Origin of the sequence: Streptomyces sp. NPDC038707, assembly GCF_040636485.1 — a bacterium.
Taxonomy (GTDB): domain Bacteria; phylum Actinomycetota; class Actinomycetes; order Streptomycetales; family Streptomycetaceae; genus Streptomyces.
The window spans coordinates 122,711-139,966 of the sequence record NZ_JBEZUP010000005.1 but is presented as its reverse complement, the minus strand read 5'-3'; the positions used below and the strand labels follow the sequence as shown (position 1 = coordinate 139,966).

At 72.3% G+C, this 17,256-nt stretch carries 13 protein-coding genes and 2 pseudogenes; 8 read left to right on the top strand and 7 right to left on the bottom strand.

Going from position 1 to position 17,256, the window contains the following annotated elements:
• Positions 1–110 precede the first annotated feature (110 nt).
• A complete protein-coding gene (gene glgX / locus AB0E62_RS09435; protein ID WP_362190377.1) occupies positions 111–2,222 on the bottom strand; it encodes a glycogen debranching protein GlgX in 2,112 nt (703 codons plus the stop codon).
• A 262-nt stretch (positions 2,223–2,484) separates the two neighbouring features.
• On the opposite strand from glgX, the pseudogene AB0E62_RS09430 reads away from it, so the two are divergent.
• The 3 genes and pseudogenes from AB0E62_RS09430 to AB0E62_RS09420 all read left to right on the top strand — a co-directional run.
• Positions 2,485–3,377, top strand: a pseudogene (locus tag AB0E62_RS09430) (copper amine oxidase); the annotation flags it as partial.
• 113 nt (positions 3,378–3,490) lie between these two features.
• Complete coding sequence (locus tag AB0E62_RS09425; protein WP_362190375.1) at positions 3,491–4,729, top strand: SAV2148 family HEPN domain-containing protein; 1,239 nt, start codon at positions 3,491–3,493, stop codon at positions 4,727–4,729.
• 100 nt (positions 4,730–4,829) lie between these two features.
• Positions 4,830–5,552, top strand: a complete 723-nt coding sequence (locus AB0E62_RS09420) for a 3'-5' exonuclease (RefSeq protein WP_362190373.1) — start codon at positions 4,830–4,832, stop codon at positions 5,550–5,552.
• A gap of 64 nt (positions 5,553–5,616) precedes the next feature.
• Here AB0E62_RS09420 and AB0E62_RS09415 read toward each other — a convergent pair whose 3' ends face one another.
• Positions 5,617–6,480, bottom strand: coding sequence for an aminoglycoside phosphotransferase family protein (locus tag AB0E62_RS09415; RefSeq protein WP_362190371.1), 864 nt, complete (start codon positions 6,478–6,480; stop codon positions 5,617–5,619).
• A 118-nt stretch (positions 6,481–6,598) separates the two neighbouring features.
• Between AB0E62_RS09415 and AB0E62_RS09410 the strand changes: the two genes are divergently transcribed.
• From AB0E62_RS09410 to AB0E62_RS09390, 5 genes and pseudogenes are all read left to right on the top strand, one after another.
• A complete protein-coding gene (locus AB0E62_RS09410) occupies positions 6,599–7,549 on the top strand; it encodes a sugar ABC transporter permease (RefSeq protein WP_362190369.1) in 951 nt (316 codons plus the stop codon).
• Positions 7,546–8,397: a carbohydrate ABC transporter permease gene (locus AB0E62_RS09405; protein ID WP_362190367.1), complete on the top strand. Its 852-nt coding sequence runs from the start codon at positions 7,546–7,548 to the stop codon at positions 8,395–8,397. Before AB0E62_RS09410 ends, AB0E62_RS09405 begins: the two co-directional genes overlap by 4 nt.
• The gene (locus AB0E62_RS09400) at positions 8,397–9,674 is read left to right on the top strand and encodes an extracellular solute-binding protein (protein ID WP_362190365.1); all 1,278 of its coding nucleotides are present in this window, start codon (positions 8,397–8,399) and stop codon (positions 9,672–9,674) included. Before AB0E62_RS09405 ends, AB0E62_RS09400 begins: the two co-directional genes overlap by 1 nt.
• A 33-nt stretch (positions 9,675–9,707) precedes the next feature.
• Positions 9,708–10,965: pseudogene (gene mgt, locus AB0E62_RS09395) on the top strand (macrolide-inactivating glycosyltransferase); the annotation flags it as partial.
• Between the two features lie 809 nt (positions 10,966–11,774).
• Entirely contained in the window at positions 11,775–12,077 is a 303-nt protein-coding gene (locus AB0E62_RS09390; protein ID WP_362190363.1) for a hypothetical protein, read from the top strand.
• Between the two features lie 72 nt (positions 12,078–12,149).
• Here the strand turns inward: AB0E62_RS09390 and AB0E62_RS09385 are convergent, their stop codons facing one another.
• From AB0E62_RS09385 to AB0E62_RS09365, 5 genes are all read right to left on the bottom strand, one after another.
• Positions 12,150–12,890, bottom strand: coding sequence for a sirohydrochlorin chelatase (locus AB0E62_RS09385; protein WP_362190361.1), 741 nt, complete (start codon positions 12,888–12,890; stop codon positions 12,150–12,152).
• Positions 12,891–12,896: 6 nt separating this feature from the next.
• Positions 12,897–13,775 (bottom strand): ABC transporter permease, encoded by an 879-nt coding sequence (locus tag AB0E62_RS09380; RefSeq protein WP_362190359.1) that lies wholly within the window; start codon positions 13,773–13,775, stop codon positions 12,897–12,899.
• Positions 13,762–14,541 (bottom strand): ABC transporter ATP-binding protein, encoded by a 780-nt coding sequence (locus AB0E62_RS09375; RefSeq protein WP_362190357.1) that lies wholly within the window; start codon positions 14,539–14,541, stop codon positions 13,762–13,764. Before AB0E62_RS09375 ends, AB0E62_RS09380 begins: the two co-directional genes overlap by 14 nt.
• A 36-nt stretch (positions 14,542–14,577) precedes the next feature.
• Positions 14,578–15,687 carry an aliphatic sulfonate ABC transporter substrate-binding protein gene (locus AB0E62_RS09370; RefSeq protein WP_362190355.1) on the bottom strand — a complete coding sequence of 370 codons (1,110 nt, stop codon included), beginning with the start codon at positions 15,685–15,687 and terminating at the stop codon, positions 14,578–14,580.
• Positions 15,688–15,923: 236 nt separating this feature from the next.
• Complete coding sequence (locus AB0E62_RS09365; RefSeq protein WP_362190353.1) at positions 15,924–17,255, bottom strand: GTP-binding protein; 1,332 nt, start codon at positions 17,253–17,255, stop codon at positions 15,924–15,926.
• Position 17,256 lies beyond the last annotated feature (1 nt).

Genomic DNA, 17,256 nt, shown 5'->3' with positions numbered 1-17,256 from the left:
CACCTCCTTCGCCCCCGCCTCGGCATCCCGCGCGACGATCCGCGCGTGCGGCCCGGGAACGCGCCGCACGCGCGCGTGGCGGACACGCGGCCCCACCAGGGGCCACGTGCTCACTCCGCCGGGCGCCGCAGCACCGTCAGGCTGCGGTCGGGCAGGGTGACGCGGTCGCCGGCCGCGACCTTCCCGCCCGTCCCCGGCGCCACCCCCTCGGGGCGGGCCGTGTCCACCACCACCTGCCACTGCCGGCCGTGGTCGACCGGCACCACGAAGTCCAGCGGCTCGGGGGAGGCGTTGAACATCAGCAGGAAGGAGTCGTCGGTGATGCGTTCCCCGCGCGGGCCGGGCTCGGAGATGGCGTTGCCGTTGAGGAACACGGTCAGCGCGGACGCCTGCGCCGAGTCCCAGTCCCGCTGGGTCATCTCGGCGCCCTCGGGAGTGAACCAGGCGATGTCCGACAGCTCGTCGTGGGTGCCCTCCACCGGCCGGCCGTGGAAGAAGCGGCGCCGCCGCAGCACGGGATGGTCCCGGCGCAGCCACACCATCGCGCGCGTGAAGTCGAGCAGCTCACCGTCCTGTGCCGGCCAGTCGATCCACGACAGCTCGTTGTCCTGGCAGTAGGCGTTGTTGTTGCCGCGCTGGGTGCGCGCGAACTCGTCGCCGTGGCTGATCATCGGCACGCCCTGGGACAGCATCAGCGTGGCGATGAAGTTCCGCATCTGCCGGGCGCGCAGGCGCAGCACCTCGGGATCGTCGGTGTCGCCCTCCACCCCGCAGTTCCAGGACCGGTTGTGGCTCTCGCCGTCCCGGTTGTCCTCGCCGTTGGCCTCGTTGTGCTTGTCGTTGTAGGCCACCAGGTCGTGCAGGGTGAAACCGTCGTGACAGGTGACGAAGTTGATGGAGGCCAGCGGGCGGCGGCCGTCGTCCTGGTAGAGGTCGGAGGAACCGGTCAGCCGGGAGGCGAACTCGGCCAGCGCACGCGGCTCGCCCCGCCACAGGTCCCGGACGGTGTCCCGGTACTTGCCGTTCCACTCGGTCCACAGCGGCGGGAAGTTGCCCACCTGGTAGCCGCCCTCGCCCACGTCCCACGGCTCCGCGATCAGCTTCACCTGGGAGACCACCGGGTCCTGCTGCACCAGGTCGAAGAACGACGACAGCCGGTCCACCTCGTGGAACTGCCGGGCCAGGGTGGCCGCCAGGTCGAAACGGAAGCCGTCGACGTGCATCTCGGTGACCCAGTACCGCAACGAGTCCATGATCAGCTGGAGCACGTGCGGGGACCGCATCAGCAGCGAGTTCCCGGTGCCCGTGGTGTCCATGTAGTACCGCGGATCCTCGGCGAGCCGATAGTACGACGGGTTGTCGATGCCCTTGAAGGACAGCGTCGGACCCAGGTGGTTGCCCTCGGCCGTGTGGTTGTAGACCACGTCCAGGATGACCTCGATCCCGGCCTCGTGCAGCGCCCGGACCGCCGACTTGAACTCCAGCACCTGCTGGCCGCGGTCGCCCCAGGAGGCGTACGCGTTGTGCGGGGCGAAGAACCCGATGGTGTTGTAACCCCAGTAGTTGTTCAGGCCCATGTCGACCAGCCGGTGGTCGTTCACGAACTGGTGCACGGGCATCAGTTCGAGCGCCGTCACCCCCAGCTCGGTCAGGTGCTCGATGACCGCCGGATGGGCAAGACCCGCATAGGTGCCGCGCAGCTCCTCGGGCAGCCCCGGGTGGCGCATCGTCAGCCCCTTGACGTGCGCCTCGTAGATCACCGTGTGGTGGTACTCGGTGCGCGGCGGGCGGTCGTCGCCCCAGTCGAAGTACGGGTTGATCACCACCGACGTCATGGTGTGCGGCGCCGAGTCCAGGTCGTTGCGCCGCTCCGGCGCGCCGAAGTGGTAGCCGTACACCTCCTCGCCCCACCGGACCGACCCGCTGACCGCCTTCGCGTACGGGTCGAGCAGCAGCTTCGCCGAGTTGCAGCGCAGCCCGCGCCCGGGGTCGTACGGGCCGTGCACCCGGAACCCGTACCGCTGTCCCGGCATCACGCCGGGCAGGTACGCGTGCCGCACGAACGCGTCGCTCTCGCGCAGTTCCACCGCCGTCTCCGAGCCGTCGTCGTGCAGCAGACACAGCTCTACTCGGTCCGCGGCCTCCGTGAAGACCGCGAAGTTGGTTCCGGCGCCGTCATAGGTGGCGCCGAGCGGATATGCCTCTCCAGGCCAGACCTGCATGGATACGACTCTCCCAGGTGTGCCGTCCGCCCGGGGCCGGCTCGGCCCCGAGTCCTGTCCGAAAGTGAGGCAACCCCCCGTGGGCCGGCCGGCCTCTTCTCAGGTGACCAGTGCGTGCGGCGATTCTGGTACCCGCCCCACGCCGAACCAGCGGGGCGGAAACGTACTCCCGCGACCGAGGGGGAGCAGGGGGAGGAAGTGCGCGAGAAAGTGCACCGCCATCCGGGCAGAGCACTGACCGGTGCGGCCCTCGGGGCGGCGGAAGCACGAGCACTACGACCTGACCGGCCAGGACTTCGCCCAGGAACTGGTGACGCTGGCACCGGCCGAGTGCCCCGGCGGCACCATCGAGACCGGCGAGGTCCCGGACGGCGACCCGCGCCACCCGAACGTCAATGGTCTGTGCGTGACCACCCGTTCGTGTGGTCATGCCTACCGGATCCTGCTCGTGTACGCGGTCAACCAGGTCGGCTGGTACGAGTACATCACCGAGTGGCGCTTCCAGGACGACGGCACGGTCACCATGAACGCCGGCGCCACCGGCAGCCTCTCCTGGGAGGACCGCAACGCCCAGGATGCGCCCCGGCGGCCATGACGAGCGCCGCTCGCGGCCTCGGTCGGCTCGGGGTGCGCAAGGTCGAGCAGTACGACTCCACGGTCAGCGCGCCCTCCGGCCGCGGGGAGGGCCCGACCGCCAGGACCACCCGCACCAGGGCCGCCAAGGAGTTCGCGGGCGACTGCAAGCCCTGCCGCTGGTGGCGGACGGTCAGCGCGACCGGCAGGAACAAGGACGGGCACCCCCGTTCGTACGAACTGGTCCCCGGGCCCACCGCCAAGTACCCGGGCCGCCCCTTCACCCGGCACGACCTGTACGTCACCCAGTACGACAAGTGCGAGCTGTTCGCCAACGACAACCCCACGTGCGCGTCCGGCCATCCGGGCTCCGTCGACACGTGGGTGAACGGGCGGCCCCTCACCCACCCCGTGGTCTGGGTGAACGTCGGCTTCCACCACATCGCCCGGGACGAGGACCAGCAGCCCATGGCCGTGCGCTGGCAGGGCTTCTCCCTCACCCCCCGGGACGTCACGGCTATGAATCCGCTCACTCCCCAGGAACTCGCATGGCAGAACGGCCACTGGCAACCGCGTAGTTGAGCCGGGCGGCCGGGAAACCGACCTGTCGATCCGGCTGCACCGCCCACCGCTCGCGGAGTAGGCTTCCTTGATCGTTGAGACGGGAAGGCGCGGGAGCGGAAGGCGGTGCACGGGTGGGCTCGGGAGGGTTGGAGCTGCCTCCTGGTGACGAGGGTCACGAGGGGAACTCCACAGACGTCCCGCCCGGCGCGGTGTCCCTGGCCCGGCCGATGGACGGGGGGTCCATCGGACCGGAGCTGGACTGGGACGCCGACGCCTGGCGCGAGGTGCGCACCCGCGCCCAGCGGGCCGGCCGGGCCTACATCTGGCTGAACCTCGTGGAGCAGCGGCTGCGCGCGGTCGTGGCCGCCGTGCTGCGTCCCGTCTACGAACCCGTGCACGGCGACGAGTGGGTGGTGGCCGCGGCCGGACCGGCCGGACAGGAGTGGGTGCAGCGCGCGGTCGCCGTGCGCGAGGTCAGCCGCCGCAAGGGCTACCTGCTCGACCCGGCCGACGACAACGTGCTCAGCTTCCTCACCCTGCCCCAGCTGCGCGAGCTGGTGGTGCAGCACTGGCCGTGCTTCGAGCCGTACTTCGACGAGCGCCGGGACCTCGAACTCGCGCTGGACGAGCTGGAGGTGACCCGTAACGTCGTCTCCCGGAACCGGGCGCTGTCCGAGGCGGTGCTCGGCCAGGCCGAGCGGGCCTCGGCCCGGCTGCTGGAGATGCTCGGCGCGGGCGGGGACGTGCCCTCCGCGCGCCGACTGCCCGTGGACGCGGTCGAGGACCTGGTCGGCGACCGGTACGCGGACGTCGTCGCGGTCCATCCCGACCGGGTGCGGCTGCTGCGCCAGTTCCCGGCCGAGGACATCTTCGACGGCGCCCGCCGGCTCGACGCCATCGGCATCGGCCTCAACCTGCTGGTGCAGAACTTCTCCGGGCGCCGCCTGGTCCGGCTCGCCGAGTCCGGCTGCCGGGTGCGGCTGCTCTTCCTCAACCCGGCCTCCAGCTCGGTCAAGCGCCGCGAACGGGAACTGGGGATGAAACGGGGCGAACTGAGCCGCTCGGTGGAGATGAACATCCTGCACATGCGCCGGGTGCGGTCCCGGCTGCGCGACCCGGGCGCGTTCGAGATCCAGGTGTACGACGAGACCCCCCGCTTCACCGCCTACCTGGTGGACGGCGACGGCGCGGACGGCGTCGCCGTGGTGCAGTCCTATCTGCGCGGGGCGCGCGGGATGGAGTCGCCGGTGCTGGTGCTGCGCAACGGCAGCCGGCTGGTCACCGCCGACGAGGCCGGAGAATCCGGTCTTTTCCCGACATACCGCGAGGAATTCGAGCTGACTTGGGCGGATTCGCGCCCGGTGTCCTGACCCGTCGGAGCCGGGTGCGCAAGGCCGCCGGTGGATTGTCAGTGGCGCGTGCGATGGTGGAGGCACTGGGGGAAAGCACCACCGAGAAGGGGGGCCGCCCATGGGCTGGCACCAGGAGCTGCTGATCGGCTTCGACCTGGAGACGACCGGGACCGATCCGCGCGAGGCGCGCATCGTCACGGGCGCCGTGATCGAGGTCAGGGCCGGTGAGCCCATGGGCCGCAGGGAGTGGCTGGCCGATCCGGGCGTGGAGATCCCGGCCGACGCGGTCGCGGTCCACGGCATCAGCACCGCGCGCGCGGCGGCCGAGGGCGGTCCGGCCGACCAGGTGGCGGACGCCATCGCCGACGTCCTGGTCTCGTACTGGAAGACGGGCGTCCCGGTCGTCGCCTACAACGCGGCCTTCGACCTCACCCTGCTCTCCGCCGAGCTGCGCCGGTACGGCCTGCCGTCCCTGACCGACCGGCTGGGCACCGCACCCGCCCCGGTCGTCGACCCGTACACCATCGACCGCTGGGCCGACCGCTACCGCCGGGGCAAGCGGAACCTGGAAGCGGTCTGCGCCGAGTACGGCATAGTCCTCGGCGCGGCCCACGACGCCACCGCCGACGCCCTCGCCGCGGCGCGCCTCGCCTCCGCGATAGCCGACCGTCATCCGAAGATCGCGGCCCTCGGCCCCGCGGAACTGCACCGGTGCCAGATCCGGTGGTACGCGGAATGGGCGGCGGACTTCCAGGCGTTCCTGCGGCGCAGGGGAGAGACGGACGCGGTGGTGGACGGCGCGTGGCCGCTCCGCGAGCTGACCGAGGACCAGCCCGCGTAATGATGTCGTCCGTGGGCGCGCCCCGGCGCCCCGGCGCCCCGCGCGGCTCAGGGGCGAGGCTCCGTCAGAACGGATACCACCGCACCGTCTCGTCCCCGTCCCGCAGGGACGCCACCCGGCGCCGGAACTCGGCCAGTGCCTTCGGGTTGGACGGGGCGTGCTGGGCCACCCACGCGCAGCTGGCCGTCTCCCGGGCGCCGCGCAGCACCGCGCAGCCGTCCCACTCGCGCACGTCCCAGCCGTACGTGCCGGTGAACGAGTCGTACGCCCCGGCGGGCAGCCCGTACCGGTCGCGGGAGAGGGCCATGACCACCAGGTCGTGCTCGCGCAGGTCGGCGGAGAAGGTCTCCAGGTCGACCAGGACCGGTCCGTCCGGGCCGACGTGCACATTGCGGGGCAGCGCGTCGCCGTGGACCGGCCCCGGCGGCAGATGGGGCGTCAGTGCCGCCGCCCGCGCCGCGTAGCCGTCGCGGCGCGCCCGGAGATAGGCCGCGTCCTCCGGGTCGACCGCGTCGCCCGCCAGCCGCAGCCAGCGCTCCACACCGCCCAGCAGATCGCGGGGCGGCAACGCGAACGAGGGAGAGGGGAGAGCGTGCACGATGCGCAGCAGTGCGGCGAGGTCCCGCGGTTCGGCCGGCCGTACGGCGTCCGGCAGCCGGTGCCACACGGTCACCGGGTGGCCGTCCACCAGCAGCGGCTTCACCTCGGCCGCCCGCACGGCGGGCACGCCGGCCTCGGCCAGCCACGCGGCGACGGCCAGTTCGCGTTCGGCCCGCGGCAGCAGCTCGGCGTCCCGGCCGACCTTCACCACGAGATCGCCGGCGGCGAACACCGCGTTCTCGCCGAGGGCCATCAGCCGCGCGTCCCGGGCCGGTCCCGGCAGCACCCCCGCCGCGGCCAGTACGTCCCGCGCGCGTGCCTCGTCCATCGTCCCGCCTCCGTGCCGTCTTCCCGTGCCGTGTCCGTCCCGTACCCGGCCAGTCTCGCATCCGTACAGGTCGGCGGCGGTGCACGGGCCCTTGACGGGGTACCGGGCCTTGACGACCATGAACACGCCAACCGGAGCAGGCAAAGGGGCTGATTCCGTGACAGAGGTGGCCGAAGCGCATGCCCGCGCCGGAGGCCGGACCGCCGACCGCGGCGCCTGGTTCCTCGTCCTGCCCGCCCTCCTCCCGATCCTGCTGCTCAGCGTCGGCCCGCTGCTCTACGGCATCCTGCTGGCCTTCACCGACGCCCAGTCCGGCCGGACGGCCGCCACCCGCTGGATCGGCGCCCTCAACTTCCGTGACCTGCTGCACGACACCCTGTTCTGGGAGTCGTTCCGCATCGGCCTGGTCTGGGCGGCCGGAGTGACGGTGCCCCAGTTCCTGCTGGCGCTCGGCCTGGCCCTGCTGCTGAACCAGGACTTACGGCTGCGCGGCCTGGCCCGCGCCCTCGCCATCGTGCCGTGGGCGATGCCCGAGGTCGTCGTCGGCATCATGTGGCGGCTCGTCTACAACCCGGACGCGGGCGTCCTCAACGAGACCCTGCGCGACCTCGGCCTCGGGGGCGGCCGGGACTGGCTGAGCGGCCTGGCCACCGCGCTGCCCGCGGTCATCGTCGTCGGCGTCTGGGCGGGCCTGCCGCAGACCACGGTCGCCCTGCTCGCCGGACTGCAGAACGTGCCCCGCGAACTCCACGAGGCGGCGGCGGTCGACGGCGCGGGCGCCTGGCGCCGCTTCCGCACGGTCACCTGGCCCGCGCTCAGACCCGTGGCCCTCGCCGTCACCGCGCTCAATCTGATCTGGAACCTCAACTCCTTCGCCCTGGTCTACGTCCTCACCAACGGCGGACCCGGCGGCAAGACCCGGCTGCCCATGCTCTTCGCCTACGAGGAGGCCTTCCGGTACGGCCAGTTCGGCTACGCGGCGGCCATGGGCTGTGTGCTCGTCGCCGTGGTCTCCGTCCTGCTCGCGGTGTTCCTGGCCGGCCGGCTGCGCGGCGGTGAGGACGCATGAGGACCACACGCACCCCGAGGACCCGCCGCGCCGCCCGCGCCGGCCAGTACACGGCGCTGCTCGCCTATCTGCTGTTCCTCGCCTTCCCGCTGCTGTGGCTGCTGTCCACCGCGCTCAAGTCCCCGCGCGAACTGGGCGCCCTGCACCCCACCTGGATCCCGCGCCACCCCACCCTGGCCAACGTCCGGCAGGCCTTCGCCGAGCAGCCGCTGGCGCACGCCGCGCTCAACTCCCTGTTGGTGGGGCTCGCCACCGCCGTCGTCGCCGTCCTGATCGCCACCCCGATGGCCTACGTCATGGCCCGGCGCCGCACCCGGGCGGCCCGCGCCGCCACGGGCTGGGTGGTGGTCAGTCAGGCGTTCCCCTTCGTGCTGCTGATCATCCCGCTGTTCCTGGTGCTGAAGCGGCTGCGGCTGATCGACTCCCTGACCGGGCTGGTGCTGGTGTACGTGGTGTGGTCGCTGCCGTTCGCGCTGTGGATGCTCGCCGGGCACGTCCGCGCGGTCCCCGCCGAACTGGAGGAGGCGGCGGCCGTCGACGGGGCCGGACGGCTGAGAACGCTGACGTCGGTGACGGCGCCCCTGCTCGCGCCGGGCATCGCGGCGACGGCCCTGTTCGCGTTCGTCACCGCCTGGAACGAGTTCTTCTTCGCGCTCGTGCTGCTCAAGAGCCCGCGGCGGCAGACCCTCCCGGTCGTCCTCACCCACTTCATCGGCGCGGAGGGCGTGGCCGACCTCGGCCCGCTGGCCGCCGCCGCGTTCCTGGCCACCCTGCCCTCCCTGGCCTTCTTCGCACTGGTCCAGCGACGGATCACCAGCGGCCTGCTCGCCGGGGCGGTGAAGAGCTGATGCGCACCCGGATCACCCTGGCACTCGCCGCGCTCCTGCTCCTCCTCGCGGGCTGCTCGGCCGGCCCCGCGGACGGCGGCCCGGTCACCCTGCGCTTCCAGTCCCTGGCCTGGCAGCCGGAGTCCGTCGCCGTCACCAGGCACCTGGTGGAGGAGTGGAACGCCACTCACCCGGACGTCAGGGTCGAGTACGTCCAGGGCAGTTGGGACGGCGTGCACGACCAGCTGCTGACCTCGTTCGAGGGCGGCGAGGCCCCGGACGTCATCCACGACGCCTCCGACGACCTCGCCGACTTCGCCTACGGCGGCTACCTCGCCGACCTGACCGGCCTGCTGCCCGCCCGGCTCGCCTCCGACATCCCGCGCGACACCTGGCGGTCGGCCACCTTCGGCCGCGGCGTCTACGGCGTGCCGTTCCTCCAGGAGCCCCGGGTGCTGATCGCCGACGCCGACCGGCTGCGCGCGGCCGAGGTGCGCATACCGACGCCCGAAGACCCCTGGAGCTGGCCGGAGTTCCGGCAGGTCGCCAAGAAGCTCGGCGGGCCCGGGCGGTACGGCGTGGCCTGGCCGCTGCGGGAGCCCGTGTCCGCCACGCTCAACCTGTCCCTGTCGGCGGGCGGCCGACTCTTCCACCGGGGCGCGGACGGCAAGGTCACCGTCCGCTTCGAGGCCGGGGACGCGGTGGTGGCGCGCACCGTCCACGACCAGATCGCCGTCGACCGCAGCGCCCCCGCCTCGACGCTCGGCAGCGGCGGCTCGGACACCCTGCCCGGCCTCTTCGGCGGCCGGTACGCGCTGGTCCCGCTGGGCTTCTCCTACCGCCAGCAGATCGTGCGACAGGCCCCCGAGGACTTCCACTGGCAGGTGCTGCCCGCCCCGGCCGGCGCCGACGGGCTCACCCAGGGCGTCAGCCCGCAGACGCTGTCCGTCGCCGCCGACTGCCCGCACAAGAAGGAGGCCGTCGCCTTCATCGACTTCCTGCTGCGGCCCGCGAACATGGTCCGTCTCGCCCTCGGCGACTGGATGCTGCCCACCGGCACCCGGGCCCTGAAGGACCCGGCCCTGCACACCGCCGAGCACGGCTGGGCCACCGGCACCGCCCTCGCGGCCCACCTCCGCCCGGCGCCCGCCCAGTCCGTGCGCGGCTACCCGGAATGGAAGGACAAGGTCGCCACCCCCGCCTACCAGGAGTACTACAGCGGCGCCATCACCCTCGCCGAGCTGCGCCACCGCCTGGAGCGGGACGGAAACCTGGTCCTGGCCCGCTACCAGCGCTGACCGTCCGGCTCCGGTCGTACCGCACGTACGGCAAAAGCGTTAGACGAGACGTATCGTCTCGCATAGGGTCGTCGTCATGACCGCGCACACCGCCCCCGCCCACATCGCCATGTTCTCCATCGCCGCCCACGGCCATGTGAACCCCAGCCTGGAGGTGATCCGTGAACTCGTCGCCCGTGGTCACCGGGTCACGTACGCCATCCCGCCGGTCTTCGCCGACAAGGTGGCCGCCACCGGCGCCCGGCCCGTCCTGTACCACTCCACCCTGCCCGGCCCCGACGCCGACCCGGAGGCGTGGGGCAGCACCCTGCTGGACAACGTCGAGCCGTTCCTGAACGACGCGATCCAGGCGCTCCCGCAGCTCGCCGAGGCCTACGCCGGCGACACGCCCGACCTCGTCCTGCATGACATCACCTCCTACCCGGCCCGAGTCCTCGCCCACCGCTGGGGCGTCCCGGCGATCTCCCTCTCCCCGAACCTCGTCGCCTGGGAGGGCTACGAGGAGGAGGTCGCCGAGCCGATGTGGCGCGAGCCCCGGCAGACCGAGCGCGGACAGGCCTACTACGCCCGGTTCGAGGCCTGGCTGGCGGAGAACGGCATCACCGAGCACCCGGACCCCTTCACCGGCCGCCCGCCACGCTCCCTGGTCCTCATCCCGAAGGCGCTCCAGCCGCACGCCGACCGGGTGGACGAACGCGTGTACACCTTCGTCGGCGCCTGCCAGGGCGAGCGGGCCGAAGAAGGCGACTGGCAGCGGCCCGCCGGCGCGGAGAAGGTCGTGCTGGTGTCGCTCGGCTCGGCCTTCACCAAGCAGCCCGCCTTCTACCGGGAGTGCGTGCGTGCCTTCGGCGACCTGCCCGGCTGGCACCTCGTCCTCCAGGTCGGCCGGCAGGTGACCCGCGCCGAACTGGGCGAGCTGCCGGACAACGTGGAGGTGCACGACTGGGTGCCGCAGCTCGCGATCCTGCGCCAGGCCGACCTGTTCGTCACCCACGCGGGCGCCGGCGGCAGCCAGGAGGGCCTGGCCACCGCGACGCCCATGATCGCCGTACCGCAGGCCGTCGACCAGTTCGGCAACGCTGACATGCTCCAGGGGCTCGGCGTTGCCCGGAAACTGGCGACCGAGGAGGCCACCGCCGACCGCCTCCGCGATGCCGCCCTCGCCCTGGTGGACGACCCCGGGGTCGCGCGCCGGCTCAAGGAGATCCAGGCGGAGATGGCCCAGGAGGGCGGCACCCGGCGGGCCGCCGACCTCATCGAGGCCGAACTGCCCGGCCACCGCGAGCCGTAGGACCCGCCGGGCGGCCCACGGGCCGATGTCCGTCCCGGCCAGTGGAGACGCGCCTGGTGATGACGCCACCTTGTTGAACAAGTCACAGCCGCGGGAAGAGGTTGATCCGGGCCCCGCCCATCGGCCGGAGTTTCGCGCAGCCCGCCTGGGCGCGGGCACCGGCCGCCGTGCCCGCCCTCACGGGGCACGGCGGCCGTACGCGTGCGCCCGCCCCTGCGTCCCGCACAGCGGCCGGCGGACAGTTGGCCGAAAGTCGTCCGTCGCCGTACCCCGTCAGTGACATCCGGGCCACGACCGACGCAGAACCAGACGCCGCCGCGGTCCGACGGCACAGGGGAGCGCCGGACCGCGGCCGCCGATACCACATACCCGCCCCCCGGTGGTCCGGCTCACCGAAGCGCGCGACAAACCCGTCAGGCTGTTCCTAGGGTGAAGCCCACCGAAGGCCGGAAGGGGCGGATGAGGGTGCGGGACAGACCACCATCGGCGTCGCCACGCCACCGTGAGCACGCCGTCACCCGGCGCCCGGACACCCACGCGCTCCTGGCGGGCGACTCCGCCGCGCAGGACGGCCGTATGCCCGCCGGCGCCCGCCGCACGCTCCCTTCCGCACCGGTTCCGGCGGGGGACGGTCAACGGACACCGCTCACTCGGACGGGTGGCGATTTCCGGCCCTCGCGGGCCCGTGGCCCCGCCCGGGCGGCATCCGCTGCCGGACTCCGCGGTCCGGGCCGCACCGCACCGGCGAGATCACGCCAACGTTCACGGCGCCCGCCGGCCTCGGCATTCTCCGCGAGCGAGGACAGGACATGAGCAGCTACAACTTCGGACACGTCAACGGCGCGGCCCGCTTCGGCGACCGCACCACCCCGGACCTGGAGACCCTGATGGAGGCCGCCGACCGGCTCACCGAGGCGCTGCGCGCCGAGTACCCCGGGCTGGTGAACAGCGGCGAGACCATCCAGGAGCAGTTGGCGCAGTCCGCCGAGGACGGACTGCCGCCCAACCGGGGCCGGATCCGCTCCGCGCTGGAGACGATCGCCATCGCGGCCTCGGCCGGCACCGCCAGCCTCGACTACACCCGGCACCTCCTGCACGCCCTCGACCTCTGACCGCCCACGGCCGGCGAACCACGGCGCCGGCCGGTGCGCGGCCGGGCGAGGCGGTGACAGCCGGTCCGGAGGTCACGCGCCGAGCGCCGTCAGAGTCGGCCGCCGGGCCCGGTCGTAGCGCTCCAGCAGGACGCGGGCCACCTCCGGTGCCGCGCCCAGCACCTCGCCCCGTACGTCCGCCTCCGCCGCGCCGCGCGCGATCCGGTCCGGCAGGAAGCCGGGGGCCAGGACGTACGGGGCCACGGCGACCCGTTCGCAGCCGAGCTGCCGCAGTTCCCGCACCGCGTCCTCGGTGCGGGGCAGGGATGCGGAGGCGAACGCAGGCCGCACGGCGCACCAACCGGTGCCCCGCCACTCCCGCGCGATGTCTGCGATCACTGCGATCGCCTCCGGGTCGGACGACCCCGCCGAGGCCAGCACGACCCCGGTCGAGGACTTGTCGGCGGGCGTCAGCCCCGCCTCGTACAGCCGCCGTTCCAGCGCGGACAGCAGCAGCGGCGACGGACCGAGCACGTCCGCCTGCCGGATCCGCAGCCGCGCCGGGGCGTCCCGCAGCACGGCCGGGATGTCGGACTTGGCGTGGAACGCGCGGGTCAGCAGCAGCGGCAGGGCGACGACGTCCCGGACGCCCTCCGCCGCCAGCGACTCCAGCACCCCGTGCACCGACGGGACGTTGAAGTCCAGGAAGCCCGTCTCCACGCGCAGCCCGGGCCGCAGCGACCGCACCCGCTCCACGAGGGCGTGCACGGTCGCCGCGTGCCGCGGGTCACGGCTGCCGTGGGCGATGACGAGAAGAACGGGCCTGGTACGCACGGGACGTCAGCTCTTCACCAGCAAGCCGCGGCTGCGCAGCACCCACCGCTCCAGCGGACTGAAGATCAGCAGGTCGATGGCGATGCCGACGAACAGGATGAGCAGGATCGCCTCGAACACCATCGCCATGTCACTGGCGGTGCGCCCGTTCTCCAGCAACTGGCCGAGGCCCACGCCGAGATCGGGGAACTGGGCGATGATCTCCGCGGCCATCAGCGAACGCCAGGAGAACGCCCAGCCCTGCTTCAGGCCCGCCACATAGCCGGGCAGCGAGGCCGGCAGGGTGACGTACCAGACGCCCTTCGCACCCGTGGCGCCCATCGTGCGGCCCGCGCGCAGGAACAGCGGCGGCACCTGGTCGACGCCGGACACCAGACCGTTGGCGATGGAGGGCACGGCACCGAGCAGGATCACCGCGTACATCATCGAGTTGTTCAGGCCCAGCCAGATCACCGCCGGCGGCACCCACGCCACCGACGGCAGCGACTGGAGCCCGGACAGGATCGGGCCGATGGCCGCGCGCACGAACTTCACCCGGGCCACCAGCAGACCCAGCGGGGTGCCGATGACCAGCGCGAACGCGAAGCCCAGCAGACCGCGCGAGACACTGGTCCAGATGTAGCCGAGCAGATCGCCCCGCAGCCAGGCGTCCCGGAACGCGCTGCCCACCGCGCCCGGCGAGGGCAGCTTCGTCGGGTCGTCGACGACCGGGTACAGGATGTACCAGACCACGAGGACCACGGCGATCGCGACGACCGGCGGCAGGATCTTGTTGACGAGGGTGTCGCGCAGCGGCGGGCGGCCGGTGGCCGTGGTCTCCAGCGCGTCCAGGCCGGCCTCGACGCTCCCGGCGTCCTGGACCGGTGTCGTCTCAGTGCTGGCCATGGCGGCGGATCTCCCCACGCAGTACGTCGGTTATCTCGAGGGACAGTTCGGCCACGGGCGCGTCCTCGATGCGGCGCGGCTGCGGGAGGTCCACGCGCCACTCGCGCGCGATCCGGCCCGGGCGGGAGGACAGCAGGACCACCCGCTGCGCGAGCCGCACCGCCTCGCGCACGTTGTGGGTGACGAACAGGACCGACAGCCCGGTCTCCGCCCAGATACGGGTCAGCTCGTCGTGCAGCACGTCCCGTGTGATGGCGTCGAGCGCGGCGAACGGCTCGTCCATCAGCAGCATGTTGCTCTCCTGCGCCAGCGCGCGGGCCATAGCCACCCGCTGGCGCATACCGCCGGACAGCTCGTGCACCCGCTTGCCGTGCGCGCCCGTGAGCCGCACCAGTTCGAGCAGTTCCTCGGCCTTGCCGCGCCGCTCGGACTTGGGCACGCCCCGCAGCTTGAGGGCGAGTTCGATGTTCTTGCCCGCGGTCAGCCACGGGAACAGGGCGTGTTCCTGGAACATCAGGGCCGGACGGCCGTCCGTGGTGATGGAGCCGGCGCTCGGCCGGTCCAGCCCCGCCACCAGGTTCAGCAGTGTGGACTTGCCGCAGCCCGAGGCCCCCAGGAGGGTGACGAACTCACCCGGCGCGACATCGATGCTGATGTCGTCCAGGACGAGCTGCTGCCCGCCCGGGGTCGCGAAGGACTTCGAGACGTGCTCAAGGCGTGCCGCGAACTCGACGCTCTCGTCGGCCTTGGCGAGGGTCGTGGCCATGGTCGTCACCTCCTGGGGACGCGTCGGTCAGGGGCGTCAGCTGGTGCCGAGGCCGGCGGCGTCGACCGCGGGACGGCCCTCGGCCTTGAGGACCTTGTTGAGGAGCGTCAGGTCGTAGATCCCCTTGAGGTCCGGCTTCTCCAGCAGGCCGGCCTTGACCGCGTGCTCGGCCTCGGTGTCGAGGGTGGCGGCCAGCGGGTCGTCGGTGAACTGGATGGACTTCCAGGCGGGGTCGAGGACCTTCGCCCCGAGCGCCTTGCCGGAGTCCGTCTCCAGCCGCTTGTTCGCGGCGGCCTTCGCCTCGTCCGGATGGGCGTTGATCCACTTGTTGGTCTCGACCGACGCCTTCAGGACGGCCTCGACCGCCTTGGGGTGGTCCTTCAGGAAGTCCTGCCGCACGATGATGTTCGTGATCACGAACTTCTTGTCCGGCCAGAGCGTCGACTCGTCCAGGAGCACCTTGGCGCCCTCGGCGACCAGCTTCGACGCGGTCGGCTCCGGCACCCAGGCGCCGTCGACCGAACCGGACTTGTAGGCGTCCGGGGTGATCTTGTTGTCCGTGCGGACGACGGTGACGTCACCCTTGCCGCTCTGCGCGTCGACCTTCCAGCCCTGGTCGGCGGCCCAGTTGAGGAACGCAACGTCCTGCGTGTTGCCGAGCTGGGGCGTGGCGATCTTCTTGCCCTCGACGTCCTTCAGCGACTTGATCTTCGCCGGGTTGACGACCAGCTTCACCCCGCCGGAGGCCGAACCGCCGATGATCTTCAGGCTCTTGCCGTGGGACTTGGTGTAGCCGTTGATGGCGGGGGACGGGCCGATCCAGCCGATGTCGATGGAACCGGAGTTGAGGGCCTCGATCTCGGACGGACCGGCGTTGAAGATGGCGGGCTTGACCGTGGTGGCGCCCAGCTCCTTCTGGAAGAAGCCCTTCTCCATGCCGACCAGCGCGGTGGCGTGGGTCAGGTTGCCGAAGTACCCGATCTTGACGGAGTCGAGCCCGTCGGTCTTCTCGGCACCGGCGGCGATCTTGGCGGCGCCGTCGTCCTTGGCCTCGGAGCCGTAGCCGCAGGCGGCCAGCGTGAACAGGGGGAGAGCGGCGATGGCCGCTATGCCGCGGCGCAGGAGCGATGAGCTGATGGCAGGCACGGGAGGGTTTCCTCTCGTTGGCCCGGCGGTCACGGTCTGACAGGTCGTGGCCGGGAGGTCGGCAGGGGTCTTCGTCTCTTCCGGGACGACGCCGGGTGGGGGGAGCGGGCGCGCGAGCGGTGCGCGTACGTCAGCGCACACATCGGGCCACTCCGCCCTGCCCGCTGCCGAGGGCGCCGCTGCCGACGCGGCCGCCCTCCTTCGCGAACGTCGAATAGACGTCGGGTGTCCTCATGTCAGAAGTCCCAGCCTTCGTCGGCCTCGTCCTTGACCGGCTCCGGGGCGGCGAACGACTCGCCGACCATGCCCGCGGTCAGCGTGGTGCCGTCGGCGGGGTCGATCAGGATGAACGAGCCGGTGCGGCGCGAGTCGGCGTAGGCGTCGACCGGCAGCGGCTCGGCGGTACGGATCTTCACCCGGCCGATGTCGTTGGCGACGAGCCGGCCCGGGTGCGGGTGCAGGGACAGATCGTCGAGCGTGAGCCGGGACGGGATGTCCTTCACGATCGCCTTGACCGTGCGGGTGCCGTGCTTGAGCAGCACCCGGTGGCCCACGGTGAGCGGGGCGTCGGCGACATGGCAGACGGTCGCCTCCACGTCCTGCGTGGTGGCCGGGGCGTCCTTCGTCGGCACGATCAGGTCGCCGCGCGACACGTCGATGTCGTCCTCGAGCAGCACCGTCACCGACTGCGTCGTCCAGGCCACGTCGACCGGCCTGCCCAGCAGGTCGATGCCGGCGATGCGGGTGGCCCGCCCGGAGGGCAGCACCGTGACCTCCTCGCCGACCCGGAAGGTGCCGGCCGCGATCTGGCCCGCGTAGCCCCGGTAGTCCGGGTGCTCGGCGGTCTGCGGCCGGATCACGTACTGCACGGGCAGCCGCGCGTGGCAGTGCGCCAGGTCGTGGCTGACCGGCACGGTCTCCAGGTGCTCCAGCACGGTGGGACCGCCGTACCAGTCCATGTTCGCGCTCGGTTCGACCACGTTGTCCCCGGCCAGCGCCGAGATCGGGATCGCGGTGACCTCGGGGACGCCCAGCTCGGTCGCGTACGCCGTGAACTCCTCGGCGATCCGCGCGAACACCGGCTCCCCGTAGCCGACGAGGTCCATCTTGTTCACGGCCAGCACGACGTGCGGGACGCGCAGCAGAGCGGCGATGGCCGCGTGCCGGCGGGTCTGCTCGACCACGCCGTTGCGGGCGTCGACCAGGATGACCGTCAGCTCGGCGGTGGAGGCGCCGGTGACCATGTTGCGGGTGTACTGCACATGACCGGGGGTGTCGGCGAGGATGAACCGGCGCCGGGGCGTGGCGAAGTAGCGGTAGGCGACGTCGATGGTGATGCCCTGCTCCCGCTCGGCGCGCAGGCCGTCCGTGAGGAGGGCGAGGTCCGGGCCGTCCTGGCCGCGGCTCGCGGAGACCCGCTCCACGGCCTCCAGCTGGTCCGCGAGGACCGACTTGGAGTCGTGCAGCAGCCGCCCGACCAGGGTGGACTTGCCGTCGTCGACGGAGCCGGCGGTGGCGAACCGCAGCAGGGTGGTGGCCGAGAGCGCCTCGGTCGTGGTCGTGCTCATG

Bases quoted from the DNA above. Each gene is read 5' to 3' on its own strand.
- glgX (WP_362190377.1), bottom strand. From the start codon at position 2,222: ATGCAGGTCTGGCCTGGAGAGGCATATCCGCTCGGCGCCACCTATGAC.
- AB0E62_RS09420 (WP_362190373.1), top strand. From the start codon at position 4,830: ATGGGCTGGCACCAGGAGCTGCTGATCGGCTTCGACCTGGAGACGACC.
- AB0E62_RS09415 (WP_362190371.1), bottom strand. From the start codon at position 6,480: ATGGACGAGGCACGCGCGCGGGACGTACTGGCCGCGGCGGGGGTGCTG.
- AB0E62_RS09410 (WP_362190369.1), top strand. From the start codon at position 6,599: ATGAACACGCCAACCGGAGCAGGCAAAGGGGCTGATTCCGTGACAGAG.
- AB0E62_RS09405 (WP_362190367.1), top strand. From the start codon at position 7,546: ATGAGGACCACACGCACCCCGAGGACCCGCCGCGCCGCCCGCGCCGGC.
- AB0E62_RS09400 (WP_362190365.1), top strand. From the start codon at position 8,397: ATGCGCACCCGGATCACCCTGGCACTCGCCGCGCTCCTGCTCCTCCTC.
- AB0E62_RS09390 (WP_362190363.1), top strand. From the start codon at position 11,775: ATGAGCAGCTACAACTTCGGACACGTCAACGGCGCGGCCCGCTTCGGC.
- AB0E62_RS09380 (WP_362190359.1), bottom strand. From the start codon at position 13,775: ATGGCCAGCACTGAGACGACACCGGTCCAGGACGCCGGGAGCGTCGAG.
- AB0E62_RS09375 (WP_362190357.1), bottom strand. From the start codon at position 14,541: ATGGCCACGACCCTCGCCAAGGCCGACGAGAGCGTCGAGTTCGCGGCA.
- AB0E62_RS09365 (WP_362190353.1), bottom strand. From the start codon at position 17,255: ATGAGCACGACCACGACCGAGGCGCTCTCGGCCACCACCCTGCTGCGG.